The sequence below is a fragment of the Pseudarthrobacter ribosi genome (assembly GCF_055412865.1).
This window is the reverse complement of sequence record NZ_JBVAYZ010000011.1, coordinates 16,111-41,634: the sequence shown is the minus strand read 5'-3', so window position 1 is coordinate 41,634 and position 25,524 is coordinate 16,111. Positions and strand designations below refer to the sequence as shown.

Here is a 25,524-nt window from a genome sequence, read left to right as displayed (position 1 = left end):
GAGGCTGTTAGCTGGCACACTTGAACGGTGCCAGCCAATCCTGAAACACCCGTGTCATCGCTCCTGCCGGCCCAGCAGTCCGAGTTTTCCTTCCGCGTTGGCAAGCGCCTGAGCGAAAGTTGCTCGCCGTCGGATGCGCAGGTCAGCGCCAACGGCGGTGAGTTCCTGGGCCGGACCGGCACCATCGCCACCCCGCACGGGGAGATCCAGACCCCGGCGTTCATCGCGGTCGGCACCAAGGCCACGGTCAAGTCGGTCCTCCCGGAGTCCGTCGCCGAGCTGGGCGCACAGGCCGTGCTGGCCAACGCCTACCACCTGTACCTGCAGCCGGGCGCGGACATTCTGGACGAGGCCGGCGGGCTGGGTACCTTCATGAACTGGCGCGGGCCCACCTTCACGGACTCCGGCGGGTTCCAGGTGATGAGCCTGGGCTCGGGGTTCAAGAAGGTCATCGACATGAAATCGGTGGACAATTCAGGACCCGACGACGCCGTCGCCCCCGGCAAGGAACGCCTGGCCCATGTGGACGAGGAAGGCGTGTGGTTCAAGAGCCACCTCAACGGCGACCGGCACCGCTTCAGCCCCGAAATCTCCATGAACGTGCAGCACCAGATCGGCGCGGACATCATGTTCGCGTTCGACGAGCTCACCACCCTGCAGAACTCCCGCAGCTACCAGGAGGAATCCCTCGAGCGCACCCGGCGCTGGGCCGAGCGCTGCCTCACCGAGCACTTCCGGCTCACGTCCGAACGTGCCGGCAAGCCCTACCAGGCGCTCTTCGGGGTCATCCAGGGCGCCCAGTACGAGGACCTGCGCCGCAAGGCCTGCCGCGACCTCGGCGCGATGAACTTCGACGGCTTCGGCATCGGCGGTGCCCTGGAGAAGGAGAACCTGGGCACGATCGTGCGCTGGTGCAACGAGGAACTGCCGGAAAACAAGCCCCGGCACCTCCTTGGCATCTCCGAGCCGGACGACATCTTCACCGCGATCGAAAACGGTGCGGACACCTTCGACTGTGTCTCCCCGACCCGGGTGGCCCGGAATTCGGCGTTCTACCACCCCACCGGCCGGTACAACCTCTCCGGCGCCATGTACAAGCGCGACTTCGGCCCGCTGCAGGAAGGCTGCGACTGCTACGCCTGCCTGAACTACTCCCGGGCCTACATCCATCACCTGTTCAAGGCCAAGGAAATGGTCTCCGCCACGCTGATCTCGATCCACAACGAGCGCTTCGTGGTGAAGATGGTCGACGATGCCCGTCTCGCCATCGAGGCCGGCAACTTCTTCGAGTTCAAGGCCGAGACGCTGGGGCAGTACTACTCCTAGGGGCCGCCCGCCGTCGAACTCGCCGGAGACATGCCCGATCGCCGGAACGCTACGGCGACCCCGCATCGTTCCGGCGACCTCGCGTGTTCTGCCCGGACGACGGCGGCCCGCTACAGCCGGGCGCCGGTCAACCCAGCTCTACTACCACGTTCGCCAGCGCGCTGCGCCGGGCGGCGTCGAGGACCTCGAGGGTCCGAACCCCTTCGGCGGCCGGCACCGGTCCGGGTCCGCCGTCCCGGACCGCGCGGGCGAACCCGGTGTAGAACGCGGCATAATTGCCCTGTTCCGAGGCCACCAGTGAGCGGCCGCCGGCTACCGCCAGGGTTCCCCGGTTTTCCGGAACATCGATCCCCCATGTGGCCGGCTCCAGGGCCGGGCGGCGGCCTGCGGCCAGGGCCTCGGCCTGGACGTCGGCGCCCGAGGCAATGTAGCTGCCATTGCTGCCGTAGGCGCGCAGTTCACGCGTGGTGGAGTGGTTGAGTTTGCTGGCCGAAACCGTCGAGACGGCTCCGGACGCGTGGGTCAGGGTCACGAAAAAGCCGCAGTCGGTGGTTTCGCCGAAGCGGTCGGTCCAGTCGAGGGTGCCGTAGACGTGGGTTGCCGGGCCCAACAGCCACAGCATCTGGTCCACGAGGTGGCTGCCCAGGTCGCGCAGGAGTCCGCCCGCGGCACCGGCCTCGAGGGTGGCGGCACCGTCCTGGTCCATGATCGAATGCACCCGCCACACCTCCCCGAGCTCGCCCGAGGCAACGACCCCGGCCGGGGTGAGGATATCCGCGTCGCGGCGGCGGTTGTGGTAGACGTTCAGGACCACGCCCGCCCGTTGGGCGGCCTCGGCAAACTCCCGCGCAGTGGCGGCATCGGGAGCGAACGGTTTGTCCGCCACGACGTGGACGCCTGCCGCGACGGCCTCGAGCACCAGTTCACGGCGCGTGTGCGGGGGCGTTGTGATGGTGACGGCGTCCACCCCGGCCTCGAGCATCTCCGCCAGGCTCCCGTAAACCGGAAGGCCGGGATAATCCGCGGCGACCTCCGCGCGTTTGTCCGGCGAACGCGCCACGACTCCGGCGAGTTCGACGCCGTCGGCCGCCTCGATGAAAGGGGCGTGAAAGTACCTGCCGCCGGCTCCGTAGCCGACAATTCCGATTCGCACGCGTGGTCGTCCTATCTGTTCGGGGTGCCCGCCGTCGAAGTTGCCGGAGGCTGCGGGGTCGCCGGAAGTTTCCGGCGACCCCGCAGCCTCCGGCAACCTCGTGCTGTGCCGGGCCGTCAGTTCGTGAGGTGCAGCGACGCCGAGAGCGCCGAGTCGGCGTCGCGCAGGACCTTGGCCGCCACCTGCAGGCCCTCGATCCGGCCCAGGGACACGTCCTCGTGCTCGATGTTGACGAGCATGTCCGGGTCCACCTCATACAGCGCGCGCAGGAACTCGGTCCAGTAGGCGGTGTCGTGCCCGCGCCCCAGGGCCACGAAGTCCCACGCCGAGTCCTTGGGCCATTCGTTCGCCCACTCGTCGCCGCCGAGATTGGTGCGGTTTTCCTCCGGGGAGACCCGGCGGAAGCTGTTGTCGAGGACACCGTAGAGCGCAGCGTTGCCGGTGTTGATGCGGACGTCCTTCGCTGCGGCCTGGAAGACCAGCGGGCCGAGTTCGCGGACCACCGCGACCGGATCCATCTGCTGCCAGAAGAGGTGCGACGCGTCCAGCTCGACGCCGACATGGGTCGCGCCGGTGAGCTCGATGAGCTTGTGGACGTCGGCGGTGTTGAACACGATGTTCTGCGGGTGCAGTTCGAGGGCGACCTTCACACCGTGGTCGGCCGCGAGCCGGTCGGATTCCTTCCAGAAGTCGGCCGCGATGCCCCACTGGTAGTCGAGCACGTCCAGGGCCGCTGAGTTCCAGGCGTTGACGACCCAGTTGACCGTGGTGGCCCCGGGTTCCCCGCCGGGCAGGCCGGACATGGTGACCACGCGGTCCTGCCCCAGCCGGTGGGCCAGACGGATGGAACGGCGAATGTCCTCGGCATGCTTCTCGCCGATCTCACGCTTGGGGTGCAGCGGGTTGCCGTTGCAGTTCAGGCCGGCGATCGAGACACCGGTCCCCTCGAAGATGGCGAGGTAGTCGTCTCGGGCCGCGTCGCTTTCCAGGATCTGGTCCATGGTGGGGACGTGGACGGCCGGCAGGAATCCACCCGTGTTGATTTCGATGCCGGTCAGCCCCAGGCCGGCGATGACCTTGAGCGCTTCGGGAAGGGGCCGGTCATGCAGGATGGCGTTGTAGACACCGAGTTTCATATCGTGACTTTCTTTCCGTTGTTGAGGGCGGATTCGGTGACCGCGCCGAGCACTTCCATGTTGCGCACGCCCTCGTCAAACGTGGCGCAGCGCGGCAGCGAGGATTCCTCGCTGAGGCCCGCGACTTCCTCGAGGAACGCCCTGGCCTGGTAGCCGAAGGCGTCGTTCTGGCCGAAGCCGACGCTGGGCGCGTCCATGGCCAGGCCGCCGGCGATGTAGGGGTGGCCGGGGCCGAGGATGACCTGGCGGTAGCCGTTCTCGTTGGCCGGTCCGTCGTTGAGGAACAGTTCGATCTCCGCGGGCCTGCGCTGGTCGAACCTGGCGGCGCCGTTCTCGCAGAAGACCTCGAAGATGAGGCTGTTGGCGTGCCCCGCCGCGACGCGCGAGACCTCGAAGCCGCCGGCACCGTTCTCGAATTCGGCGGAGAACACGGCGTAGTCGTCGTTTTCGACGGGCTCGAAGGTGTCGCTGACGGCAGCGTGGTCATGGCCCATGACGGCGCCGAGCGGCAGCGGGCGCTTGCCGATCACTGTGCTGAGGCGGCCTCCGCTGATGGACTTGATATCGCCGCAGAGGAATTCGGCGACATATGTCAGGTGGCTTCCGACGTCGGCCAGCGCGCCCGAGCCGGGGCCGCCCTTGTAGCGCCAGCTCATGGGGGCCGAGGGACTGAAACCGTAGTCGGTCCAGTAGCGTCCGCTGAAGTGCAGAACGTTGCCCAGGACACCGGACCGGATGAGGTCGCGGATGTACGCGATGCCCGGCGTGCGACGGAAGGTGAACCCGATCCGGGCGATAGAGCCGGCGTTGTTGACGGCCTCAGCCATGGCACGGGCGTCCTCAATTGAGTCGCTGAGCGGCTTTTCGCACAGCACGTGCTTCCCGGCGGCCAGCAGACCTTCCACAACCTCCCGGTGGAGGGAGTTCGCGATCACGACGCTGACGACATCAATGTCATCGGCCTCGGCGATCGCCTGCCACGAGGTGTCGTTGCGTTCGTAGCCAAAACGCTTCGCAGCCAGGGAGCCGAACTCGGCGTTGACATCACCGATGGATACCAGCCGGATGGGCGGAAGGACCGGGCTGTAGAGTGCCGATGCCGTGCGGTACGCGGCCGCGTGGGCCTTGCCTGCCATGCCGGCGCCGATTACGGCGACTCCTAGACTGTCAGCCATCGATTTCTCCTTTGAAATTCGGCCAGGCCACCGGCCCGGTCCGCTAAAATTGGAGCGCTACAAAAACTCGCGCTGAACAAAAGCGTAGCTATGTGAATATGTCCTGTCAATGGTTGATCGGTTACCCTCGGAGAGACATGAAAGGCTCTGCAGATGACGCTGAACCCCGCCCGAATCCGGCGCCCGACGATCTATGACGTCGCCAAAAGGGCCGGTGTCTCCCCGTCGCTGGTGTCACTCGTGCTGCAAAACCCGTCGAAGGTCAGCGAGAAGCGCCGGGCGGCAGTCCTGGTGGCCATGTCGGAGCTGGGCTACCGGCCCAGCCGTGCGGCCACGACGCTCGCCAGCAGCCAGACCAAGAGCATCGGGCTGGTGATTGAAGACTTCCGGAACCTCTGGTTCGTGGACCTGCTGCGCGGGCTGGAATCGGCGCTCTCCCCCCACGGCTACCAGGTCACCCTCGCGGATTCTCGCCCGGGCGAGAACCGCATCACCGAGGCCACGGAGGGCCTGCTGTCCATGCACGTGGCGGGCCTCGTGATCGCCGCCGAGCCTAGTGAGTCGATGATGGCCGGAACCTGGGTTCCCGCCGTCGTCGCGGGCTGGCGGGACGGGGTCCCCGCCGGGGCAAGTCTCATCACGAATGACGACGACGAGGGCGGCCGCGTGGCCGCTGGCCACCTGCTGGAGCTTGGCCACACGCGGATCGGACACCTCTCGGGCTCCGGCGGCGCCGCCGCCCACCGGCGCGACGGGTTCGCCAGCCGCATCGTGGAGGCCGGCGTCGAGGCCCGGATTGCCGGCGAATCCCAGGGGACGTCCGAGGAGGACGGCTACGCGGCCGCCGGCTGGATTCTCGACCACCATCCAGACACAACAGCCCTATTCGCGGCCAATGACACCATGGCCCTGGGTGCCCTCGCCGCCGCCAGGGCACGCGGCCTGTCCGTCCCGGCGGACCTCTCCGTGATCGGCTACGACAACTCCCAGCTGGCCAAGTCGCGGTACCTGGACATGTCGTCCGTGGACAACCGCAGCGACCTTGTCGGCGTCGATGTCGCCAACACGCTGCTGGCACGGATCCAGGACCCGACCCTCGAACCCGAGCGCAAGCTGATCGAGCCGGCCCTCATCGTCCGCGGCACCACAACCCGCGTTTCCCGCTGACGGGCCGTCTCCGCTCCGCTGAAATCGCCGGATGCACCCGGAGTCGCCGAAAACTTGCGGCGAACGGGCGACCCTTCGGCGATCCCGCGTTTTCCACATAGCGACGTCGGAGCCTGTCATCCGAGCATTTGGGCAACTGAAGCTGGTCGTATGACGATCCGCCTTCTTGAATTGCCGACGACGGGCAACCTCTGGCGCACCGAGCAACTGCTGGACCTCGGTTATGGCTCGCGTGCCATCCGCTCGCTCCAGGAGTCGGGCAACCTCGTCCGGCTCCGACACGGCTGCTACATTCGGGCCAGCGGGTGGCTCGCTCAGTCCCCGAGGGTTGGAGCAGGCAGCTCATTTATGCGCATGCCCACGGTACGCGGACGACGTCGACTGGCCAATTCCTCTATAGCCACACGTCGGCAGCGCGCCTCCGCCGGCTTCACCTGTGGGACGTGGATGACGCCATCCATATCCTCCAGAAGGTGCGCCCGTCGAACGAGCGCCACGGCAGGGACGTCCGCTGCCACACCCGTCCCTTCGCCGATCACGACGTCGCTGTTGTCAACGGACTGCGAACCACGTCCCTGGAGCGCACCGTTGCTGACTGCGCCATGATGCTGCGCTACAGACAGGCATTGATCCTCACGGACCATGCGCTCCGGCTGGGCGCGGACCCATCCGCCCTGCAGACCATGGCAGACGCGCTGGACGGCCGTCGGGGGATCCGGACGTTCCGCCGCGTCCTGGCCACGGCCGATCCGCGGTCCGAATCCCCGGCGAAAGCCTGAGTCGAGAGCTGATTCTCCGGCTACGGATCAGGCCCCCGGTGCCGCAGTTTGAGGTGTCAAGCCGCGCCGGGCGGCATCGCCTGGACTTAGCGTGGAAGGAGGAGAAGGTCGCTCTCGAGTTCGAGGCAGGACCAAGTACTTCGACTACAGACCGACACCCGAGGTGCTCTTTGAGGAACGGCGCCGGGAGAAGGCCCTGGAGGAGGAAGGCTGGCGGTTTCTTCGCGTTGAGTGGAAGGACCTCTTCCGGGAGCAGGAATTCAAGAACCGCATTCTTCGCGCGCTGGCTGGCCGTCCAAGGCCCTGAGCCGCGAACTCGCCGATACGCTGCGGTGTCGCCGGACGGCAACGGCGACGCCGCAGCTAACCGGCGACCTGGGCCTCAGGGCCCCGCAGCTAACCGGCGACCTGGAGTTCAGGACCCCGCGGCCTAACCCGCCAGCTGGGACCGGCCATGTCGCCAAGGGAGCGCCGCGCCGGCCGAACCGCTGGCGGGAGCCCTACGCCCCGTAGCTCGGTTCGCGCTTCTTGATCCAGCCGATCGCGGCCGCGGTGACCGGGACGAAGAGGAACTCCACCAGGGTCTTGTAAAGGAAACCCACGACGACGTAATTCACGAACGTACCGACGTCGGTAATCCCGATCACGGAGGCGGCGATGCTGCAGAAGATCAGGGTGTCCACGAACTCCCCGGCGACCGAGGACCCCATGATGCGCGCCCAGAGGGACTTCTCCCCCGTACGCGCCTTCATCTTCACGAGGATCCACGCGTTGATGGTCTGTCCGGCCAGGAACGCCAGCAGGGAGGCCAGCACAATTTGCGGAACCGGGCCCAGCGCGCCTTCCAGCGCAGCCTGCTTGGCAACACCGAAGTCGTCGTCGAAGCCCGGCAAGGCGATGATGATCCAGTAGCAGAGCGATGCAAAGACCGACAGCGCGAAGGCGGTGATGATGGCCTTGCGAGCCACCTTGAAGCCGTAGACCTCGCTGATGACGTCCCCGAGGATGTAGGCCAGCGGGAAGAGGAAGAAGCCGCCGTCGGTGATGACCGGGCCGATCGCCACACCTTTCGACGCCCCGATGTTGGACAAGATCAGCACCACGGCCATGACGGCCAGCAGGATGCCGAAGTAGGAGGAACCGATTGAGGCGAACTTTGGCGGCGCTGGGGCCGGGAACGTCTGGGCGGTAGTCATGGGTATTCCATTCATAGTGGTTCGCTCGGCGCCGGATCCTCGGGGAGGACCACACTGGGCAGCCGGCTGTATTAGCACTGGACGGGTCCGGAGAACTAGCCGCCGGAACCGTCTATCATTCTCTCACCCGCTGCCCGGGGTTGTTGCTGGAGTTGCGGACCGCGGGGGCCGCCTCCCGGCTGCAGGCACGCCGCCCCGCTAGAATTTCGGCATGGCTTCCGATTCGCCAAACGACAGCGGCTTGGCCCGGCACGGCGACGGCCTGGTCACGACCGTCACCTCCGAGGGCAGCGCCGACGGAGCGGCAGGTCCGTGGGAAGCCAAGGCCTGGCGGAGAATCAGCCTGTGGCGGTCTTTCACCTATCTCATGATTCCGGTGGTCATTTTGGCCCTAATCAGCGGCTCGCTGGCGTTGGCCACGCAATGGTCACCCCCGGAGTCCGTCGAAACCGTCCGGTTCTGGTTCTACTTTTTCGACGTCGGGCGCGAAATCAATCTGCCGACCTGGTTCAGCGCCGGGCTCTGGATAGCCGCAGGAATCCTAGCCGGATACTTCGCACGCCGCGCCTCCCGGCACCGTGGCTCCTGGGCGCTGTTCTGCGCTGTCTGCATGGTCTTCTCCATCGACGAGACCCTGGAACTGCACGAGCGCCTCGATGCGATTGGAAACGAGCTGGCCAGGTACTTTCCCCTGCAGCTGGGCTTCACCTGGGTCATCCCTGGCGTTCTCATTGCCGGCCTGATCTGCCTCGCTCTGTTGCGGATGGTCCTCGGCCTGCCGAGGACCTCCCAGGCAGGCCTTCTGGCCGCCGGAATCATTTTTGTGGCAGGTGGAGTCGGGGTCGAAACCCTGTCCGGACTTTTCATCCAGGGCGACACCCTGCCCTGGCAGTTCTTCCTGCTCACGCTCGTTGAAGAAACCCTGGAAATGACCGGGATCGCGCTGGGTGTCGCCGCGCTGGCCCACCTCATCGCCTACCGTCATATGGCTGACCGGTCGACGACGTTCCGCGTCGCCGACCGTCCCCTTCTGGAGATCGAACCGGCCACCGGCCCCTGAACGACGACGGCGGGCCAGAACGACGACGGCGGGCTGCCGGCTACAGGACCAAAGTCCCGGAGCAATCAACCCGCCGTCGTCGTACTGGCCGCCCGTTCGGGGGCCCAAAAGCTAGCGGCGCGAGGCGTCGACGAGGTCCTTGTCGTCGTCCTCACGGCCGTCGACCGGAACAGCCGGGGCCGCAGCGGGCTCCCACGCGTGGCCCTGTTCATGGTCCAGGTGTGTGGAGTTCTTGTTCTTCAGCGCGAAGATGTAGACCAACAGCGAGATGCCGATGCCCACGGTGATGTAGGTGAAGAAGATTTCGACCTGACCGGCCTTCTGGAACGCCGCACCCACCAGCGGGGTGGTGCCGCCGAAGAGCGAGTTGGCAATCGCGTAGCCAAGACCGACGCCGAGGGCCCGGATGGAGGCCGGGAACAGCTCGGCCTTCACGAGGGCGTTGATCGAGGTGTAGCCGCCGACAATCAGCAGCCCACCCATCATCAGCAGGAACGCGGTGAACGGATCCTTCGTGCCGGCCAGCGCGGAGAGCAGCGGCCAAGTCAGCAACACGCCGGAGATGCCGAACCAGAGCAGCAGCGGCCTCCGGCCGACGCGGTCCGAAATCATTCCGTAGACCGGCTGCAGGAGCATGAAGATGAACAGTGCCCAGAAGCTGATGACGGACGTGGTTTCCTTGGCGATGCCGCTGGTGTTCTGCATGAAGGACAGCGTGAAGTTGGTGTAGGTGTAGAACGCCATCGTGCCGCCCAAGGTGACACCGATGCAGATCAGCAAGGACTTCCAGTGCTGGGTGAACAGCAGCTTCATCGTTCCGGGCTGGGCTTCACCGCCGGTCGCCCCGGCCTTGGCGGCGGCAGTCTGCTCCGCTGAGATGGTTTCCTCCATGGAACGGCGTATCCAGAAAACCACGAGCGCGGCAACGCCGCCGATTGCGAACGGAATCCGCCAGCCCCACTCCCCCAGGACGTCCTTGCCGAGGGTGCGTTCCAGGATGACGAGCACCAAAAGCGCCAGCATCTGCCCGCCGATGAGTGTGACGTACTGGAAGCTGGAGAAGAAGCCGCGCCGCTTGGCGGTGGCGGCCTCGGACATGTACGTGGCGCTGGTTCCGTACTCGCCGCCTACGGAGAAGCCCTGCAGCAGCCGGATGAGGACCAGGAGAACCAGCGCCCAGATACCGATGACCTCTTTGGTGGGCAGCAACGCGATGGCGAAGGAACCGGCGGACATCATGGTCACACTCAGGGTCAGCGCGGCTTTGCGGCCGTTGCGGTCCGCGTAGCGGCCAAAGAACCAAGCGCCGATCGGGCGCATCAGGAACGTGACGGCGAACACCGCCATTGCTTCGAGGTTGCTCTGCAGCGGGTCCTTGGAGCTGAAAAAGTGGACGGCAAAATAGGCGGAGAATGCCGTGTAGATATAGACATCGAACCACTCGACGAGGTTGCCGGCAGAGCCTTTGAGAATATTGCTGACGGCTCTTCTCGTCTGTGCCGATTCGGACAGCTGGGTGCTCATCAATGAACCTTCCTGGATCCGGCGCCGCAAGAGGCAACACCGTCCGACAGCCTATTCCTAGTGATCCGGACCACGTGGGTTGTGTTCATATTGGTCATTCGCACAATGCGGCGGGTTTTCCTGGAATGGCAGGATAGGTCCATGACTTCCACCGCCTTTGACTCCGCCACCGCGGCTGTTTCCGACACCGCCTCCGACGCCGCCGCGGCCACCCCCGCCGTTGCCCTGACCATCGCAGGCTCCGAGGCGACCGGCGGCGCCGGCGCGCAGGCTGACCTGAAGACCTTCCAGGAACTCGGCGTCTTCGGCATCGCCAACCTGACGTGCATCGTGTCCTTCGATCCGCAGGACAACTGGAACCACCGCTTCGTTCCGATCGACCAGCAGGTCATCGCCGACCAGCTTGAGGCGACGACGGCGGCCTACGGTGCCGCGTCCGGGGCGCCGTCCGTGCTGGATACCGTAAAGATCGGCATGCTGGGCAGTCCGGCGACGATTTCGACGGTCGCCACGGCACTGGCCGGCGCTTCGTTCAAGAACGTGGTGCTGGATCCGGTGCTGATCTGCAAGGGCCAAGAGCCGGGCCACGCGCTGGATACGGACCAGGCCCTCAAGGCGCAGATCCTGCCGCTGGCCACGTTTGTCACGCCGAACCACTTCGAGGCCGAGTCCCTCTCCGGCCTGAAAATTACCGACCTCGAATCGCTCAAGGCCGCCGCCGTCCGGATCCACGAGCTCAGCGGCGCCGCCGTGCTCGCCAAGGGCGGTGTGCGCCTGGCCGGACCCGACGCCGTCGACGTCTACTACGACGGCGAGACGCTGGAAGTCCTGTCCGCTCCGAAGGTGGGCGAAGTGGCAGTCTCCGGTGCCGGCTGCTCGCTGGCCGCCGCCGTGACGGCGGAACTGGCCAAGGGTGCGACGCCGCTGGAGGCAGCCCGGACAGCCAAGGCTTTTGTGACCGCCGGGATCCGAAACCGGGTGGCCTCGGGAGCGCCGTTCGACGCTCTCTGGCAGGGCGGCCCTCGCTAGGGCTTTTCGCGCGGCGCGACGCCGAGTTCGCCGGAAGACACCGGGTTCGCCGGAAACTTCCGGCGAACCCGACGGCTTCCGGCGAGGTGGAGGGTGGTCAGCGCCGCGGGATGTTGCGCAGGTTGCTCCGGGCCATGCTGACGGCCTCACCGGCTCCCCGGTTAAGGACCACCTTGGACATCGCCGTGGCGAACCCGAGAATCTGGGCGCCCTTGATCTTCGGCGGGAGGGAGAGTGCCTGGGGATCGGTGATCAGCTCCACCAGGGAGGGCCCCGAATGGGCGAAGGCTTCCCGGTACGCGGCCTCGATGCGGGACGGGTCAGTTACGCGGACGGCATGGAATCCCAGGGCCCGGGCCACCGCGGCATAGTTGGCGTCGGGCACGTCGACGCCGAAGTCCTGGAGCCCGTCCACCAGCATCTCCAGCTTGACCATGCCCAGGGTCGAGTTGTTGAACACCACCACGTTGACCGGGAGCCGGTGCGCGGCAACGGTGATCAGCTCACCGAGCAGCATCGACAGCCCACCGTCGCCCGAGACCGACACCACCTGGCGCCCGGGGAAGGCCAACTGGGCGCCGATCGCGTGCGGAAGCGCGTTCGCCATGGAGCCGTGCAGGTACGAGCCGATCAGGCGGCGGGTGCCGAGCGGGTTGATGTACCGGGCGGTCCAGACGTTGCACATGCCCGTATCGGCGGTGAAAATCGCGTCCTTCGCCGCAACTTGGTCCAGCACCGATGCCGCATATTCGGGGTGGATCGGCTCTTTGCTTTCCACCTTCCGGGTGTACGCGCCGACGGCTTTGTTCATCAGCCGGTCATGCTTCTTGAGCATCGCATCGAGGAAGCGGCGGCTCTTCTTCGGCGTCACCAGCGGCATCAGGGCTGCCAGGGTGGGCAGCACGTCGCCGTGGACCGCGACGTCGACGCCGGTCCGGCGGCCCAGATTCTGCGCGGCCCGGTCCACCTGCGCGGTGCGGGTCGCGGGGAGGAACTGGTCGTACGGGAAGTCGGTGCCGAGCAGAATCAGCAGATCGGCGTCCTCGATCCCCTCGGCCGCGGCGCCGTAGCCCAACAGCCCGGTCATGCCGATGTCGTAGGGGTTGTCATACTGCATGAAATCTTTGCCGCGGAGCGAATGCCCGATCGGCGCGTTGATGGCTTCCGCCAGCGCAATGACTTCGTCGTGGGCGCCCTGGACGCCGGCGCCGGCGAAGATCGCCACTTTGTCCGCAGCGTTGATCGCTTCGGCCAGCTCCCGGACACTCTGAGCTGCCGGCGTCAGGATGGCAGGCACAAACGTCGCCGGCAAGGGAGCGTCAGCGGCTGCTTCCAGTCCCGCAATGTCACCAGGAAGGGTGACGACGGCGACGCCGCGGAGGGCGACGGCGTGCTGGATGGCGCTGTGCATGACCCGGGGGGCCTGTTCGGCGGTGCTGACGAGCTCGGAATACACCGAGCACTCGTTGAACAACCGGTCGGGATGCGTCTCCTGGAAGAAGCTGCTGCCAATTTGTTTGCTGGGGATGTGCGAGGCGATGGCCAGCACCGGCGCTCCGGAGCGGTTGGCGTCATAAAGACCGTTGATCAGATGCAGGTTTCCCGGCCCGCAGGAGCCGGCGCAGACCGCCAGACGGCCGGTCAGCTGCGCCTCTGCCGCAGCCGCGAACGCGGCGGCCTCCTCGTGCCGGACGTGGATCCAGTCGATCCCGCCTTTTGCGGTACCGCCCGTTTTCCGGACCGCGTCGACGATCGGGTTGAGGCTGTCGCCGACGATCCCGTAGATGCGCTGCACACCGGCGCCTTGAAGTTGTTCGATGAGCTGGGTTGCAAGTTCCTCAGGCATGGGTGGGCACTCCCGCAATCAGGTTGATGGGCTGACAGGGCCAATATAGTCCGCCGACCTTGGAACGCTTTCCAGACCCGCTGCTCACCGCATGTGACAGGTCCTTTTCCCCCAGAAACGGGCCGACCGGCCCGCCGTCATCGTAAGCGGGAAATGAAGTCGCCGCGATAGGTAGTTGTCCCCTGCGCACCCGCCAGGCTCGCCGCAAGCCCTACCAGCGAGTTCGCCGGAACTCTCCACTTCGCGGGATATTCGTATTTCCGGCTAACTGGAGAGTTTCCGGCGACTTCGGTCCTGGGCCGCGGGAACGGCCGCCTTAGCTGCCCGAGTGCGCCTGCAGGAAGCTGTAGACCTCGGTCTCGTCCACGCCGGGGAACGCGCCCGGCGGCATCGCGGCGAGCAAGTGCGAATGCGCCCGCGCCGACGGCCAGGCGTTGCCTGCCCACTCCGAGGTCAGGGCCGCCGGCGGGCGCCGGCAGCAGCTTTCGTCCGGGCAGGTCGACTTGGACCGCTCCGTGGTGTCCCGGCCGCGGAACCACTTCACCTGGGCGTACGGGACACCGACCGAAAGCGAAAACTCGCCGTTGGCGGAGCGCTCGGTCCGCGCCGTGCACCAGAAGGTCCCGGCCGGGGTGTCGGTGTACTGGTTGTACGCGGAGAACTTGTCCGGCACGTCGAAGACCACCCGGGAAGTCCAGTTCTTGCAGGACGGCTGGCCCTCGATGGCGCCGGTGTGGTCCTGCGGAAACGTCACGCCGTCGTTCTCGTAGGCCTTGTAGATGATGCCGCTCTTGTGGGTCTTCTGGAAGTGCGTCCGCAGGTCCAGGTGCTGGGTGGCGAGGTTGGTGAAGCGGTGCGCGGCGGTCTCATAGGACACAGCGAAGGCGTCACGGATGTCCTCCACCGCGATCTCCTTGGCCTGCTTGGCTTTCTGCAGGAACGCCACCGTGGCCTGCTCCGGCAGCAGGAGCGCGGCTGCGAAGTAGTTCGTGGCCACCCGCTGCATCAGGAAGTCACCATAGTTGGTGGGGGTCTGGTGCCCCAGCACGTAGTGGCCCAGCGCCTGCAGCAGCACCGAACGCGGGTCGTGGTCGCTGCGCCCGTTCTGCGTGAGATAAATCCTGCGGTTCTTAAGGTCGGTCACCGAACGGGTGGAGTGCGGCAGATCGCCCACGTGGTGGAGGGTGAACCCGAGGTGCCCGGCGATGTCGGCGATGACGTGATGGGACAACGGGCCGCTCGTGTGCCCGACGGAGGCCAGGACCTTCTGCGCTTCAGCTTCGTACTCCGGGAAGTAGTTGTTCCGCTCGCGCATCATGGCGCGCAGTTCCCCGTTCGCGCGGCGGGCCTCTTCCGGCGTCGCGACCTGCTCGTTGAGCCTGCGTTCCAGCTCGTGCTGCAGCCCGACCATGGACTCCAGCACATCCATCGGGAGCCGCGAACTGATGCGGATCTTGGGCAGCTTGAGGGACTCGTAGATGGGGCTGCGCTGGTAGCGCTCCAGCTCGATCTCCAGCGCGGCGCGCCGGTTGGGCGGCTCCGCGCCCAGCAGCTCGTCGATGCTGACGCCCAGCGCCGCCGCAAGTTGCTGAAGCAGTCCGAGCTTGGGCTCGCGTTTGCCGTTCTCGATCAGGCTCAGCTGGCTGGGGGCCGTTCCCACCGTGGCGCTTAGGTCATCGAGCGTGAGTCCGGCGGCCTTGCGGAGGTGGCGGACGCGGCGGCCCATGCTGATGACGTCCACCTCCGGGACGGCGGGCGAGGCGGCGGAGGCGGGACGATTCCAACTGGTGGGGTGCATTTATTGAGAATACGTGAAGAAGTGCATTTCTTTCCACTCTTTTCATCTAGAAAGCCGGTTGAAAGTACAGAAAAGTAGGTCTTACGGAAAAGTTACACCGCACCGGATCATCCAGTCGCACTGCGAGGAAGCAGTAAGACCGGCCCGGGGCCCCACTAAGGAGACAAAGATGACTGCAGCATTTGAGCCCACCCAGACGCCCGAACAGCAGGCCACCGCACTGGAGCTCGAGTGGGCTGCCGACCCGCGTTGGGAAGGTGTCACTCGGGACTACAAGGCTTCCGACGTCGTCCGCCTCCGCGGCCGCGTCTCCGAGGAACACACCCTGGCCCGCCGCGGTTCCGAGAAGCTGTGGAAGCAGCTGACCGAAGAGAAGAAGGAAGGCAAGTACACCAACGCCCTGGGTGCCCTGACCGGCAACCAGGCCGTGCAGCAGGTCAAGGCCGGCCTCCGCGCCATCTACCTCTCGGGCTGGCAGGTCGCCGCCGATGCCAACAACTCCGGCCACACCTACCCGGACCAGTCCCTGTACCCGGCCAACTCGGTTCCGACCGTGGTCCGCCGCATCAACAACGCCCTGCTCCGCGCCGACCAGATTGAGTTCTCCGAGGGCGTTCAGACCGTCGAGGACTGGATGGTCCCGATCATCGCCGACGCCGAGGCCGGTTTCGGCGGCCCGCTCAACGCCTACGAGCTGATGAAGTCGATGATCCAGGCCGGAGCCTCGGGCGTGCACTGGGAAGACCAGCTCGCCTCGGAAAAGAAGTGCGGCCACCTCGGCGGCAAGGTCCTGATCCCCAGCCAGCAGCACGTCCGCACCCTGAACGCCGCCCGCCTGGCGGCCGACGTCGCGGGCACCCCGTCCGTCATCATCGCCCGCACCGACGCCGAGGCAGCCACCCTGATCACCTCCGACGTCGACGAGCGCGACCAGGAATTCGTCACCGGCGAGCGTACCGCGGAGGGCTTCTACAAGGTCCGCAACGGCATCGAACCTTGCATCGCCCGCGCCAAGGCCTACGCCCCGTACTCCGACCTCATCTGGATGGAGACGGGCACCCCCGACCTGGAGCTGGCCCGCAAGTTCGCCGAAGCCGTCAAGGCCGATTTCCCGGACCAGATGCTCTCCTACAACTGCTCCCCCTCGTTCAACTGGAAGAAGCACCTCGACGACGCCACGATCGCCAAGTTCCAGCGCGAACTCGGCGCCATGGGCTTCACCTTCCAGTTCATCACCCTGGCCGGCTTCCACGCCCTGAACTACTCGATGTTCGACCTCGCCCACGGTTACGCCCGTGAAGGCATGAGCGCCTACGTCGAGCTGCAGGAGAAGGAATTCGCCTCCGAATCCCGCGGCTACACCGCGACCAAGCACCAGCGCGAAGTCGGCACCGGCTACTTCGACGACATCGCTACCGCGCTCAACCCGAACGCATCCACTCTGGCTCTGGTGGGATCCACCGAAGAAGGCCAGTTCCACTAATCCCCGGCTTTTCCCGCCAGTTGCCCTATCACTTTTGGTCCTCATCGACCTCCTTTGGAGACCAAAAGTGATAGGGCAACGGCGGACATTCAAGGAGCAACTCCCATGAACAGCTTCACTGACAACTTCACCATCAACGGGGTTACGTTGACCGCACAGCCGATTTGCCGGCAGAGCGAGGTCCTGACTCCTGATGCCTTGGCATTTGTTGCCAAGCTGCACAAGGCGACCAAGGGACGGCGGCTGGAGCTGTTGCAGGCCCGCCGGGACCGCCGCCAGCAGATCGGCAAGGGCCAGGACCCGCGGTTCCTCCGCGAGACCGAGTCCGTCCGGAACGATCCGAACTGGCGCGTCGCTCCCCCGGCGCCCGGCCTGACGGACCGCCGCGTCGAGATCACCGGCCCGGTGGACAAGAAGATGACCATCAACGCGCTGAACTCCGGCGCCAAGGTGTGGCTCGCGGACATGGAGGACTCCTCCACCCCGTCGTGGCGCAATGTCATCCAGGGCCAGCTCAACCTCACCGATGCCCTGGAACGCCGCATCGACTTCACCTCCCCCGAGGGCAAGGAATACAAGCTCCGCTCCGCCGAGGAGCTGCCCACAATCGTGGTCCGCCCCCGCGGCTGGCACCTGCCGGAAAAGCACATGCTCATTGACGGCGCCCCGATCGCCGGCGGCATCGTCGACTTCGGCCTGTACTTCTTCCACAACGCCCGCCGGCTCATCGCCCAGGGCAAGGGCCCGTATTTCTACCTGCCGAAGATCGAGAACCACCTCGAGGCCCGCCTGTGGAACGACATCTTCGTCCTCGCCCAGGACCTGCTCGGCATCCCGCAGGGCACCATCCGCGCCACCGTGCTGATCGAAACCATCACGGCCGCGTTCGAAATGGAGGAGATCCTCTACGAACTGCGCGACCACGCCGCGGGCCTGAACGCCGGCCGCTGGGACTACATCTTCTCGCTGATCAAGAACTTCCGCACCCGCGGCCCGCGCTTCGTCCTGCCGGACCGCAGCCAGGTGACCATGACCCAGCCGTTCATGCGCGCCTACACCGAACAGCTGGTCCGGGCCTGCCACAAGCGCGGCGCCATGGCGATCGGCGGAATGGCCGCAGCCGTCCCCAACCGCAAGGACGCCGACGCCAACGCGATCGCCATCGAGAAGGTCCGCGCTGACAAGACCCGCGAGGCCGCCGACGGCTTCGACGGCTCCTGGGTGGCCCACCCGGACCTCGTTCCGGTCTGCCGCGAAGTGTTCGACGGCGTCCTCGGCGGCCGCCCGAACCAGCTGGACCGGCTCCGCGAGGACGTCACCCCGGACGACCGCGCGCTGCTCGACATCGCCTCCACCACCGGCACCATCACCGAACAGGGCATCCGGAACAACATCGAGGTCGGCATCCGCTACATCGAGTCCTGGCTCCGCGGCAACGGCGCCGTGGCCATCCACAACCTGATGGAGGACGCCGCCACCGCGGAGATCTCCCGCTCGCAGCTGTGGCAGTGGATCTTCTCCCGGGCCATCACGGACCAGGGCGACGTCATCACCCGCGAATGGGTCGAGGACATGCTGGACGAGGAGTTCGCCAAGCTCGAACGCTTCGAAGGCGACCGCTTCGCCGATTCGCGGGACATCTTCGAGGAGGTCACGCTCACCCCGGCGTTCCCGGCCTTCCTGACCCTTCCGGCCTACGACCGGTTCCTGCATGAAGCGCGCGACGGCGAAGACCTCCCCACGGAGGATCCCGCCCTCGTCCCCGCCTAAGGCCGCTACAGGAGCGCGCCTGTTGGTACAGATTTCCGTCTGCTGGGCTGCCATGCCCTTCGCAACAGGCACCCCCGAGATCCGGGGCGGTGGCCCAGCGACGGAAGACCCCCTCGGGGACTCGACAACGGCGTCGAGGTGACAGTTGAGGCCCATGTTCGCCATGAACATGGGCCTCAACTGTCACTCCGGCGCGGCAGTGCGGCAGTGCAGCGAGGCAGCGCGGGTCAGTGCGCCTTGGGGACGTGGCGGAGGGAAAGCGCGGTCCCGAGGATGAACATCGCGACCGAGCCGAGCACCATCAGCAGCGGCCCGGTCCACGATCCCGAGACCCCGTTGACGTAGCCCAGTAGGGTAGGTGCCAGGGCACCGAAGGAGTAGCCCACACCCTGCACGACGGCGGACATCCGGCCGGCGGAGGCCTGGTCCCGGGCAAGCCTGATGATGGCGATGAAGATGAGCGTGATGCCGCCGCCCTGGGCGATGCCGCCCAACGAGGACCACAGCCACCACAGCTCCGGCGCCAGCAGCAGGCCCACCGGAACAGTCACCCACAACAGCCCCAGGGTGAGTCCCACCGTCGTCGTGCTGGCGAAACGGGCCACGAGCGGGACGCCCAGGCCGCCCACGATGGCGAGGATCTGGAACAGCGATGAACCGGCGCCTGCCTCCGCGGCCGTCATGCCGAGTTCGTCCGCGAGGATGCTGGGCAGCCAGGCCGTCACACCGTAGTAGGAGAACGCCTGCCCGGCGAACCCCGCGGTCAGCCCGACCGTGATCCAGCGCGACGCCCGCTTGATCCCGGCACGGGCCGGCTCCGGGGCGGGAACCGGTTCGGGCCGGAACGCCCGGCTGCCGAAGGCGAGCACCCAGACGACGAGGGCCGCGACGGCGAAGAGACCGCAGGAAGCGAGGGCCAGCCGCCAGCCAAACAGGTCGGCCAGCGGCGCCATCACCATGGCGGTGACAAAGGAGCCGATATTCAGGGCGGCGGTGTAGATGCCCATCGCCGTACCCTGCCGGGCGGGGGCGAAGTCGCGCCGGATGATCAGCGGCACAACGATGTTGCCGATAGTGATGGCAATGCCGAGGATCACCGTGCCGAGCATAACGACGGCGCCATTGCCCGCCGATCGCACCATCACGCCCAGCAGGACACCCAGCAGGGTAAGCGTGATGGCGACTTCCGCGCCGAGCTTGCGTCCGGTGAGTGCGGCGAGCGGCGCGGCAAGGGCGAAGCACAGCACCGGGATGCCGGTCAGGAGTCCAAGTTCCACCGGGGAGAAGCCCAGTTCCGCCTGCATCGGGCCGACCACCGGCGCCACGGCCACGAACGGGCCGCGCATGTTGAGGGCGATGAGCCCGATGGCGGCCAGCAGGATCCAGCTGCGCGGCACGTTCGCCAGGACGTTGGCGCTCATGGGTGCCCCGGCTCGGCCGGCGGGCAGAAATATGCTTTCATCAGTCCCATTGCTATCACGGGACCCCGCCGGACCCGGCGATTATGACACCTGCGCGGAGTCCCGGCGTCAGCCCGTCGCCTGCAGGGTCGCCTCGATCACGGCCGGTGAGAGCACATACTGGGTGACCATCTGGCTGGCACCCAGGATCGCGGACTGGTCCCCCGCCATGGACAGCCCGATCCGCAGATGCGTCGTGGCCAGGGGCAGCGAGCGCCGGTAGACCACCTCGCGGACCCCCGCCATCAGGTGTTCGCCGGCCTGGCCGAGGCTGCCGCCGATCACGATGACGGACGGATTGAGCAGGTTCACCACGGTGGCCAGCACGTCGCCCAGGTCCCGGCCCGCCTGGCGCAGGGCCTGAATCGCCTGCAGGTTTCCCTCGGACACGAGCCGCAGCACGTCGCCGCCGTTGTCGGCCTGCAGACCCTGCAGCGTGAGGGCTTGCGCGACGGCGGGGCCGGAGGCGAGCGCCTCAAGGCAGCCGTAGTTGCCGCAGCGGCAGAGCACGTCGTCGCCGCGCGGCACCCGGACGTGGCCGAGGTCGCCGGCTGTGCCGTTGGCTCCGCGCTGGAGCTGGCCGCTGCTGATGATTCCGGCGCCGATTCCCGTGGCGACCTTGATGAAGAGGAAATTGTCGTGTTCCGGCCAGTAGGCGGTCCGCTCCCCCAGGGCCATGATGTTCACGTCGTTGTCCACCAGCACCGGGACCGGCTGCGAGCGCTGGACGTGCCGGACGACGTCGAACCCGTCCCAGCCGGGCATGATCGGCGGTTTCACCGGCATCCCGGTGGCATGTTCCACCGGGCCGGGCAGGCCAATGCCGATGCCGGCGAGGCCGTCCTTGCCGCGGCCGGCCTGGCCCAGCAGTCTGGTGCCCTCCGCCACCACCCGGTCCAGCACGGCCTCCGGGCCGTCGGCGACGTCCTGGGCCAGCCGGCGCTCGGCCAGCACCGTTCCGCCCAGGTCCGTGACGGCGATGATCACGTGGGTGGCCCCCACATCGACCGCCAGCACGACGCGGGCGGCGGGGTTGAAGGCAAAGCGCGACGGCGGCCGGCCACCGCTGGAGCTGGCCTCCCCCGCCGGTCCAACCAGTCCCGCCTGCATCAGCGCGTCGATGCGGGACGCGACGGTGGAACGGGCCAGGCCGGTGGTGAGGGCCAGTTCGGCGCGGGTACGGGCCTTGCCGTCGCGCAGGAGCTGGAACAGGTCCCCGGCACGGGACAAGCTGCCGACGGCCTCGGGGGCGGCGGGATCAGTGCCGGCGGGCGTGCTCATGAATCAGTGATAGCACGAGGCACTTCTGCGTGTCACTTTCCTAGGATCCGGAAGGTGGGTTGCAACTTTTGCTTGACGCTCGGCAGAAGTCGTCCTAGCTTGGGTGTAGAGCATGACGGACCGCCCCGCGGGCCTGACGGCTTACCCCAATGACGAGGAGAGACAGTGTCGTACTCGATCCAGCTCTACACGGTCCGGAAGGCCCTGGAAGAGGACCTCGCTGGAACCATCCGGCGTCTGGCCGGCATCGGCTTCACCATGGTTGAGCCCTACCGTTTCGTCGCCAAAGCCGCTGAACTGAAGCAGGCCATGGCCGAGAACAACCTCACCGCACCCTCCGGCCACGCTCCGCTGCTCAGCGAAGACCAGGACGCCATTTTCGCCGCCGCCCAGCAGCTGGGCATCGGCACCGTGATCGATCCGCACGTTCCGGTCGAGCGCTGGAACACCATCGACGACATCAAGGAAACAGCCGCCCAGCTCAACGCCGCCGCTTTGAAGGGAGCCTCCTACGGCGTCCGGGTCGGCTATCACAACCACTGGTGGGAAGTTGAGTCCGTGATCGACGGCAAGACCGCCCTGGAACACCTCGCTGGCTATTTGGACCCGGCCGTTGTCCTTGAGCTGGACACCTACTGGGCTGCCGTCGGCGGCCAGAATCCTGCTGAACTCCTCACCCGACTGGGTGACCGGGTGAAGTTCATCCACATCAAAGATGGTCCCGTCACAGCGGACCCCGCCAGGCAGCTCGCCGTGGGCGACGGCAAGATGCCGATCTGGGATGTCCTTGAGGCAGCAGGTTCCCTCGAGGCAGGCGTAATCGAGCTGGACGATTTTCAGGGCGACATGTTCGACGCCGTCCGGGACAGCTACAACTACCTCAGCGCCGGAAGGGCTTCCGCATGAACCACGCAGCGGGAGCCGCCTTCGGCCCCTCCGGATCCGGGCCCGTCGGTGTCGGCATCATCGGCGCAGGAGTCATCAGCAAGGAGTACCTGGACAACCTCACGAGCTTCCCGGACGTCAGGGTCGTCGCGATCGGAGATCTCTTCGAGGGCGCCGCGGCCGCCCGCGCCGCCGAGTACGGAATTGACACCCACGGCGGAGTCGACGCTGTCCTGGACAACCCCGAAGTGGAGATCGTCATCAACCTGACCATCCCGGCGGCGCATGTCGAGGTGGCCACGCAAGCCGTCAACGCCGGCAAACACGTCTGGAGCGAGAAGCCCTTCTCGCTGGACCGGGAAAGCGGCCGCGGACTGCTCAAGGCAGCCGATTCCGCCGGCGTCCGCCTCGGCTGCGCCCCCGACACGTTCCTCGGTGCGGGGCTGCAAACTGCACGCCGGATGATCGAACGCGGCGACATCGGCACACCGCTGACCGCCCTGACCCTGATGCAGTCTCCGGGTCCGGAATCCTGGCACCCGAACCCCGCCTTCCTGTTCCAGGACGGCGCCGGACCCCTGTTCGACATTGGACCGTACTACCTCACCACCCTTGTCCAGACCTTCGGCAGCGTCCGCCGGGTCGCGGCGTTCGGCTCCAAATCCCGCGAAACGCGCGTCATTGGCTCCGGGCCCAAAGCCGGCGAGGAATTCGCCGTCACCGTCCCGACGCACGTCAGCTCCATCCTGGAGTTCGAAGGCGGCGAGTCCGGACAGAGCATCTTCAGCTTCGATTCCCCGTTGAAGCGCGCCGGCTTCGTGGAGATCACCGGTTCCGATGCCACCATCGCGCTGCCGGATCCGAACAATTTCGACGGCGATATCCGGATCTGCGCGCTCGGCGCGGATGACTGGACCACTGTGCCGTCAGTCGGTTCCACGGCCAGCCGCGGCGCCGGCGTGCTGGAGATGGCTCGAGCCATCCGCGCCGGCCGGCCGCACCGGGCACCGGGTGGGCTGGCGTTCCACATCCTGGACACCATGGCCTCCATTTCCGAGTCGATCGATACCCGCGCATTCGTGGAGGTCGAAAGCTCTGTCACCCAGATTCCGGCCCTTCCCGAGGACTGGGATCCCACGGATTCCACCCTTTAGGAACTGACTATGCATCCGCAGGCATCCACGCACGGCCGGCCCCCGCTCGGCGTGGCCATGATCGGCTACGCCTTTATGGGCAAGGCCCACTCGAACGCCTGGCGCAATGTGGCCAGCTACTTCGACGTTCCGGCCTTCGAACAGCGGGTCATCGTCGGGCGGGATCCGGAGGGAGTCGCCGCAGCCGCGACAAAGTACGGCTGGGCGGAATCCGCCACGGACTGGCGGGCGGTCATGGCCCGCGACGACATCCACGTCGTGGACATCTGCGCCCCGGGCTTTATGCATGCCGAGATCGCCATCGCCGCCCTCGCCGCGGGCAAGCACGTGCTCGTGGAAAAGCCGTTGGCCAACACCCTGGCCGAGGCGGAAGCAATGGCCGCGGCAGCCCGCGATGCGCAGTCCCGCGGCGTCAAATCAATGGTTGGTTTCAACTACCGGCGGGTCCCCGCCCTGGCCCTTGCCCGCGAGCTCATCTTGGAGGGCAGGCTGGGCGCGATCCGGCAGGTCCGGGCGGCCTATCTGCAGGACTGGCTGGCAAACCCGGATACTCCCATGACGTGGCGGCTGCGGAAGGACACGGCCGGTTCCGGGGCGCTGGGCGACATCGCCTCGCACGCCATCGACCAGGTGCAGTTCCTGCTCGCCGACCGTGTCACCGACGTTTCCGGCCGGCTGCACACGTTCACCTCGCACCGGCCGGGCGCCCGCGGGCTGGAACAGGTGACGGTCGACGACGCCGCCTGGGCGTCGCTGACGCTTGCGTCCGGGGCCATCGCCTCGATTGAAGTCTCGCGGGTGGCCACCGGACAAAAGAACTCGCTCAAACTCGAAATATACGGCGACAAAGGCGCCCTCCTCTTCGACCTTGAGAACTTGAATGAACTCGACTTCCTGGACGCCACGGTTCCTGCCCGGGAGCAGGGTTTCCGGCGCATCCCGGTCAACGAACCGGACCACCCCTACATGGCCGCCTGGTGGCCGCAGGGCCACATCATCGGCTGGGAACACACCTTCACGCACGAGATCCGCGACTTCCTCGTGGCGATCGACACCGGAACCCAGCCTTCGCCGTCGTTCCAGGACGGACTGGCTGTCCAGCGCATTCTGGCCGCAGTCGCGGAGAGCGCCGCGGCCGGCAGCTCTACGGTCCAGCTGGACACCTCCCCGGCAACCGCTGTCCCCGTCCCCGTCCCCATCGAAGGAGCCTGACATGGCCCGCCCGTACACCCTGTTTACCGGCCAGTGGGCCGACCTGCCGTTCGAGGAAGTCGCGCGGCTGGCCTCCGGCTGGGGCTACGACGGCCTGGAAATCGCCGTCTCCGGGGACCACCTGGACGCCTGGCGCTGGGACGAACCCGGCTACGTCGAGGCCAAACTCGCCGTGTTGGAGACATACAACCTCAAGGTCTGGGCCATCTCCAACCACCTCAAGGGCCAGGCCGTCTGCGATGACCCGATCGACTTCCGCCACGAGGCCATCGTCGGGACCAGGGTCTGGGGCGACGGCGACCCCGAAGGCGTCCGCCAGCGCGCCGCCGAGGAAATGCAGCACACCGCCCGGCTCGCCCGCGCGTTGGGCGTCGACACCGTGGTCGGGTTCACCGGCTCGTCCATCTGGCAGTATGTCGCGATGTTCCCGCCCGTCCCCGCCTCGGTGATCGAGGCCGGCTACCAGGACTTCGCCGACCGATGGAACCCGATCCTGGACGTCTTCGACGAATGCGGCGTCCACTTCGCCCACGAGGTCCACCCCTCCGAGATCGCCTACGACTACTGGACCACCGTCCGCACGCTCGAGGCGATCGGCCACCGCGAGGCGTTCGGCCTGAACTGGGACCCGTCCCACTTCATGTGGCAGGGCATCGACCCGGTCTCCTTCATCTGGGATTTCAAGGACCGGATCTACCACGTGGACTGCAAGGATACGAAGCTGCGCCCCACCGGCCGGAACACCGTGCTGGGCTCGCACCTGCCGTGGGGCGACCCGCGCCGGGGCTGGGACTTCGTCTCCGCCGGCCGCGGCGACGTGCCCTGGGAATCGTCCTTCCGGGCCCTGGCCGCGATCGGTTACACCGGCCCGATCTCCGTCGAATGGGAGGACGCAGGCATGGACCGGCTTCACGGCGCTCCGGAAGCCCTCGCCGCGCTCAAGACGTACGACTTCCCGGCGTCGAACACCGCCTTCGACGCCGCCTTCAGCGCCAAGGACCGGGCGGAAAACCCGCAATAGTGAGCGCTCGTCTATTCCTTGACGGATCAGAACCAGCCCTGTAACAGTTAGCTCGTGGAGGACGCATCG

19 protein-coding genes and 1 pseudogene are annotated in these 25,524 nt (G+C 66.7%); 11 read left to right on the top strand and 9 right to left on the bottom strand.

The features are described 5' to 3' along the window. The first annotated feature begins 27 nt into the window (after nucleotides 1-27). Nucleotides 28-1,326, top strand: coding sequence for a tRNA guanosine(34) transglycosylase Tgt (tgt, locus tag ACZYZ5_RS12550; RefSeq protein ID WP_463902068.1), 1,299 nt, complete (start codon nucleotides 28-30; stop codon nucleotides 1,324-1,326). Nucleotides 1,327-1,453: 127 nt separating this feature from the next. Here the strand turns inward: tgt and ACZYZ5_RS12545 are convergent, their stop codons facing one another. From ACZYZ5_RS12545 to ACZYZ5_RS12535, 3 genes are all read right to left on the bottom strand, one after another. Then, nucleotides 1,454-2,479: a Gfo/Idh/MocA family protein gene (locus tag ACZYZ5_RS12545; RefSeq protein ID WP_463902067.1), complete on the bottom strand. Its 1,026-nt coding sequence runs from the start codon at nucleotides 2,477-2,479 to the stop codon at nucleotides 1,454-1,456. Between the two features lie 116 nt (nucleotides 2,480-2,595). After that, nucleotides 2,596-3,615, bottom strand: coding sequence for a sugar phosphate isomerase/epimerase family protein (locus tag ACZYZ5_RS12540; RefSeq protein WP_463902066.1), 1,020 nt, complete (start codon nucleotides 3,613-3,615; stop codon nucleotides 2,596-2,598). Then, the gene (locus tag ACZYZ5_RS12535; protein ID WP_463902065.1) at nucleotides 3,612-4,790 is read right to left on the bottom strand and encodes a Gfo/Idh/MocA family protein; all 1,179 of its coding nucleotides are present in this window, start codon (nucleotides 4,788-4,790) and stop codon (nucleotides 3,612-3,614) included. The genes ACZYZ5_RS12540 and ACZYZ5_RS12535 overlap by 4 nt, the downstream gene beginning before the upstream one ends. A 153-nt stretch (nucleotides 4,791-4,943) precedes the next feature. On the opposite strand from ACZYZ5_RS12535, the gene ACZYZ5_RS12530 reads away from it, so the two are divergent. Both ACZYZ5_RS12530 and ACZYZ5_RS12525 read left to right on the top strand, forming a co-directional pair. Next, on the top strand, nucleotides 4,944-5,957 hold the full coding sequence (locus tag ACZYZ5_RS12530) for a LacI family DNA-binding transcriptional regulator (RefSeq protein ID WP_463902064.1): 1,014 nt from the start codon (nucleotides 4,944-4,946) through the stop codon (nucleotides 5,955-5,957). A gap of 150 nt (nucleotides 5,958-6,107) precedes the next feature. Next, nucleotides 6,108-7,043, top strand: a pseudogene (locus tag ACZYZ5_RS12525) (type IV toxin-antitoxin system AbiEi family antitoxin domain-containing protein). Between the two features lie 193 nt (nucleotides 7,044-7,236). Here the strand turns inward: ACZYZ5_RS12525 and ACZYZ5_RS12520 are convergent. Beyond that, nucleotides 7,237-7,932 (bottom strand): queuosine precursor transporter, encoded by a 696-nt coding sequence (locus tag ACZYZ5_RS12520; protein ID WP_463902062.1) that lies wholly within the window; start codon nucleotides 7,930-7,932, stop codon nucleotides 7,237-7,239. A 211-nt stretch (nucleotides 7,933-8,143) separates the two neighbouring features. Here ACZYZ5_RS12520 and ACZYZ5_RS12515 point away from each other — a divergent pair, with 211 nt between their 5' ends. Next, nucleotides 8,144-8,992: a DUF8692 domain-containing protein gene (locus ACZYZ5_RS12515; protein ID WP_463902061.1), complete on the top strand. Its 849-nt coding sequence runs from the start codon at nucleotides 8,144-8,146 to the stop codon at nucleotides 8,990-8,992. Between the two features lie 111 nt (nucleotides 8,993-9,103). Here the strand turns inward: ACZYZ5_RS12515 and ACZYZ5_RS12510 are convergent, their stop codons facing one another. Beyond that, nucleotides 9,104-10,516 (bottom strand): MFS transporter, encoded by a 1,413-nt coding sequence (locus tag ACZYZ5_RS12510; RefSeq protein WP_463902060.1) that lies wholly within the window; start codon nucleotides 10,514-10,516, stop codon nucleotides 9,104-9,106. 141 nt (nucleotides 10,517-10,657) lie between these two features. Here ACZYZ5_RS12510 and ACZYZ5_RS12505 point away from each other — a divergent pair, with 141 nt between their 5' ends. Beyond that, nucleotides 10,658-11,545 carry a hydroxymethylpyrimidine/phosphomethylpyrimidine kinase gene (locus ACZYZ5_RS12505; RefSeq protein WP_463902059.1) on the top strand — a complete coding sequence of 296 codons (888 nt, stop codon included), beginning with the start codon at nucleotides 10,658-10,660 and terminating at the stop codon, nucleotides 11,543-11,545. Between the two features lie 97 nt (nucleotides 11,546-11,642). Here the strand turns inward: ACZYZ5_RS12505 and ACZYZ5_RS12500 are convergent, their stop codons facing one another. Together ACZYZ5_RS12500 and ACZYZ5_RS12495 are read right to left on the bottom strand one after the other, a co-directional pair. Next, entirely contained in the window at nucleotides 11,643-13,391 is a 1,749-nt protein-coding gene (locus tag ACZYZ5_RS12500) for a pyruvate dehydrogenase (RefSeq protein ID WP_463902058.1), read from the bottom strand. A 316-nt stretch (nucleotides 13,392-13,707) separates the two neighbouring features. Further along, nucleotides 13,708-15,189: a helix-turn-helix domain-containing protein gene (locus tag ACZYZ5_RS12495; protein ID WP_463902057.1), complete on the bottom strand. Its 1,482-nt coding sequence runs from the start codon at nucleotides 15,187-15,189 to the stop codon at nucleotides 13,708-13,710. Nucleotides 15,190-15,358: 169 nt separating this feature from the next. Here ACZYZ5_RS12495 and aceA point away from each other — a divergent pair, with 169 nt between their 5' ends. Beyond that, entirely contained in the window at nucleotides 15,359-16,672 is a 1,314-nt protein-coding gene (gene aceA / locus ACZYZ5_RS12490; RefSeq protein ID WP_463902056.1) for an isocitrate lyase, read from the top strand. A gap of 105 nt (nucleotides 16,673-16,777) precedes the next feature. Further along, nucleotides 16,778-18,442: a malate synthase A gene (gene aceB, locus ACZYZ5_RS12485; RefSeq protein ID WP_463902055.1), complete on the top strand. Its 1,665-nt coding sequence runs from the start codon at nucleotides 16,778-16,780 to the stop codon at nucleotides 18,440-18,442. Between the two features lie 227 nt (nucleotides 18,443-18,669). On the opposite strand, the gene ACZYZ5_RS12480 is transcribed toward aceB, so the two are convergent. Together ACZYZ5_RS12480 and ACZYZ5_RS12475 are read right to left on the bottom strand one after the other, a co-directional pair. Then, the gene (locus tag ACZYZ5_RS12480; protein WP_463902054.1) at nucleotides 18,670-19,863 is read right to left on the bottom strand and encodes an MFS transporter; all 1,194 of its coding nucleotides are present in this window, start codon (nucleotides 19,861-19,863) and stop codon (nucleotides 18,670-18,672) included. A gap of 108 nt (nucleotides 19,864-19,971) precedes the next feature. Further along, nucleotides 19,972-21,183: an ROK family transcriptional regulator gene (locus ACZYZ5_RS12475; protein ID WP_463902052.1), complete on the bottom strand. Its 1,212-nt coding sequence runs from the start codon at nucleotides 21,181-21,183 to the stop codon at nucleotides 19,972-19,974. 165 nt (nucleotides 21,184-21,348) lie between these two features. Between ACZYZ5_RS12475 and ACZYZ5_RS12470 the strand changes: the two genes are divergently transcribed. The 4 genes from ACZYZ5_RS12470 to ACZYZ5_RS12455 are packed head-to-tail and all read left to right on the top strand — an operon-like array spanning nucleotide 21,349 to nucleotide 25,455. Then, complete coding sequence (locus ACZYZ5_RS12470; protein ID WP_463902050.1) at nucleotides 21,349-22,089, top strand: sugar phosphate isomerase/epimerase family protein; 741 nt, start codon at nucleotides 21,349-21,351, stop codon at nucleotides 22,087-22,089. Continuing rightward, nucleotides 22,086-23,222, top strand: a complete 1,137-nt coding sequence (locus ACZYZ5_RS12465) for a Gfo/Idh/MocA family protein (RefSeq protein ID WP_463902049.1) — start codon at nucleotides 22,086-22,088, stop codon at nucleotides 23,220-23,222. Before ACZYZ5_RS12470 ends, ACZYZ5_RS12465 begins: the two co-directional genes overlap by 4 nt. A gap of 9 nt (nucleotides 23,223-23,231) precedes the next feature. After that, nucleotides 23,232-24,434, top strand: a complete 1,203-nt coding sequence (locus tag ACZYZ5_RS12460) for a Gfo/Idh/MocA family protein (protein WP_463902048.1) — start codon at nucleotides 23,232-23,234, stop codon at nucleotides 24,432-24,434. Nucleotide 24,435: 1 nt separating this feature from the next. Beyond that, nucleotides 24,436-25,455, top strand: coding sequence for a sugar phosphate isomerase/epimerase family protein (locus ACZYZ5_RS12455; protein WP_463902047.1), 1,020 nt, complete (start codon nucleotides 24,436-24,438; stop codon nucleotides 25,453-25,455). Nucleotides 25,456-25,524: the final 69 nt, after the last annotated feature.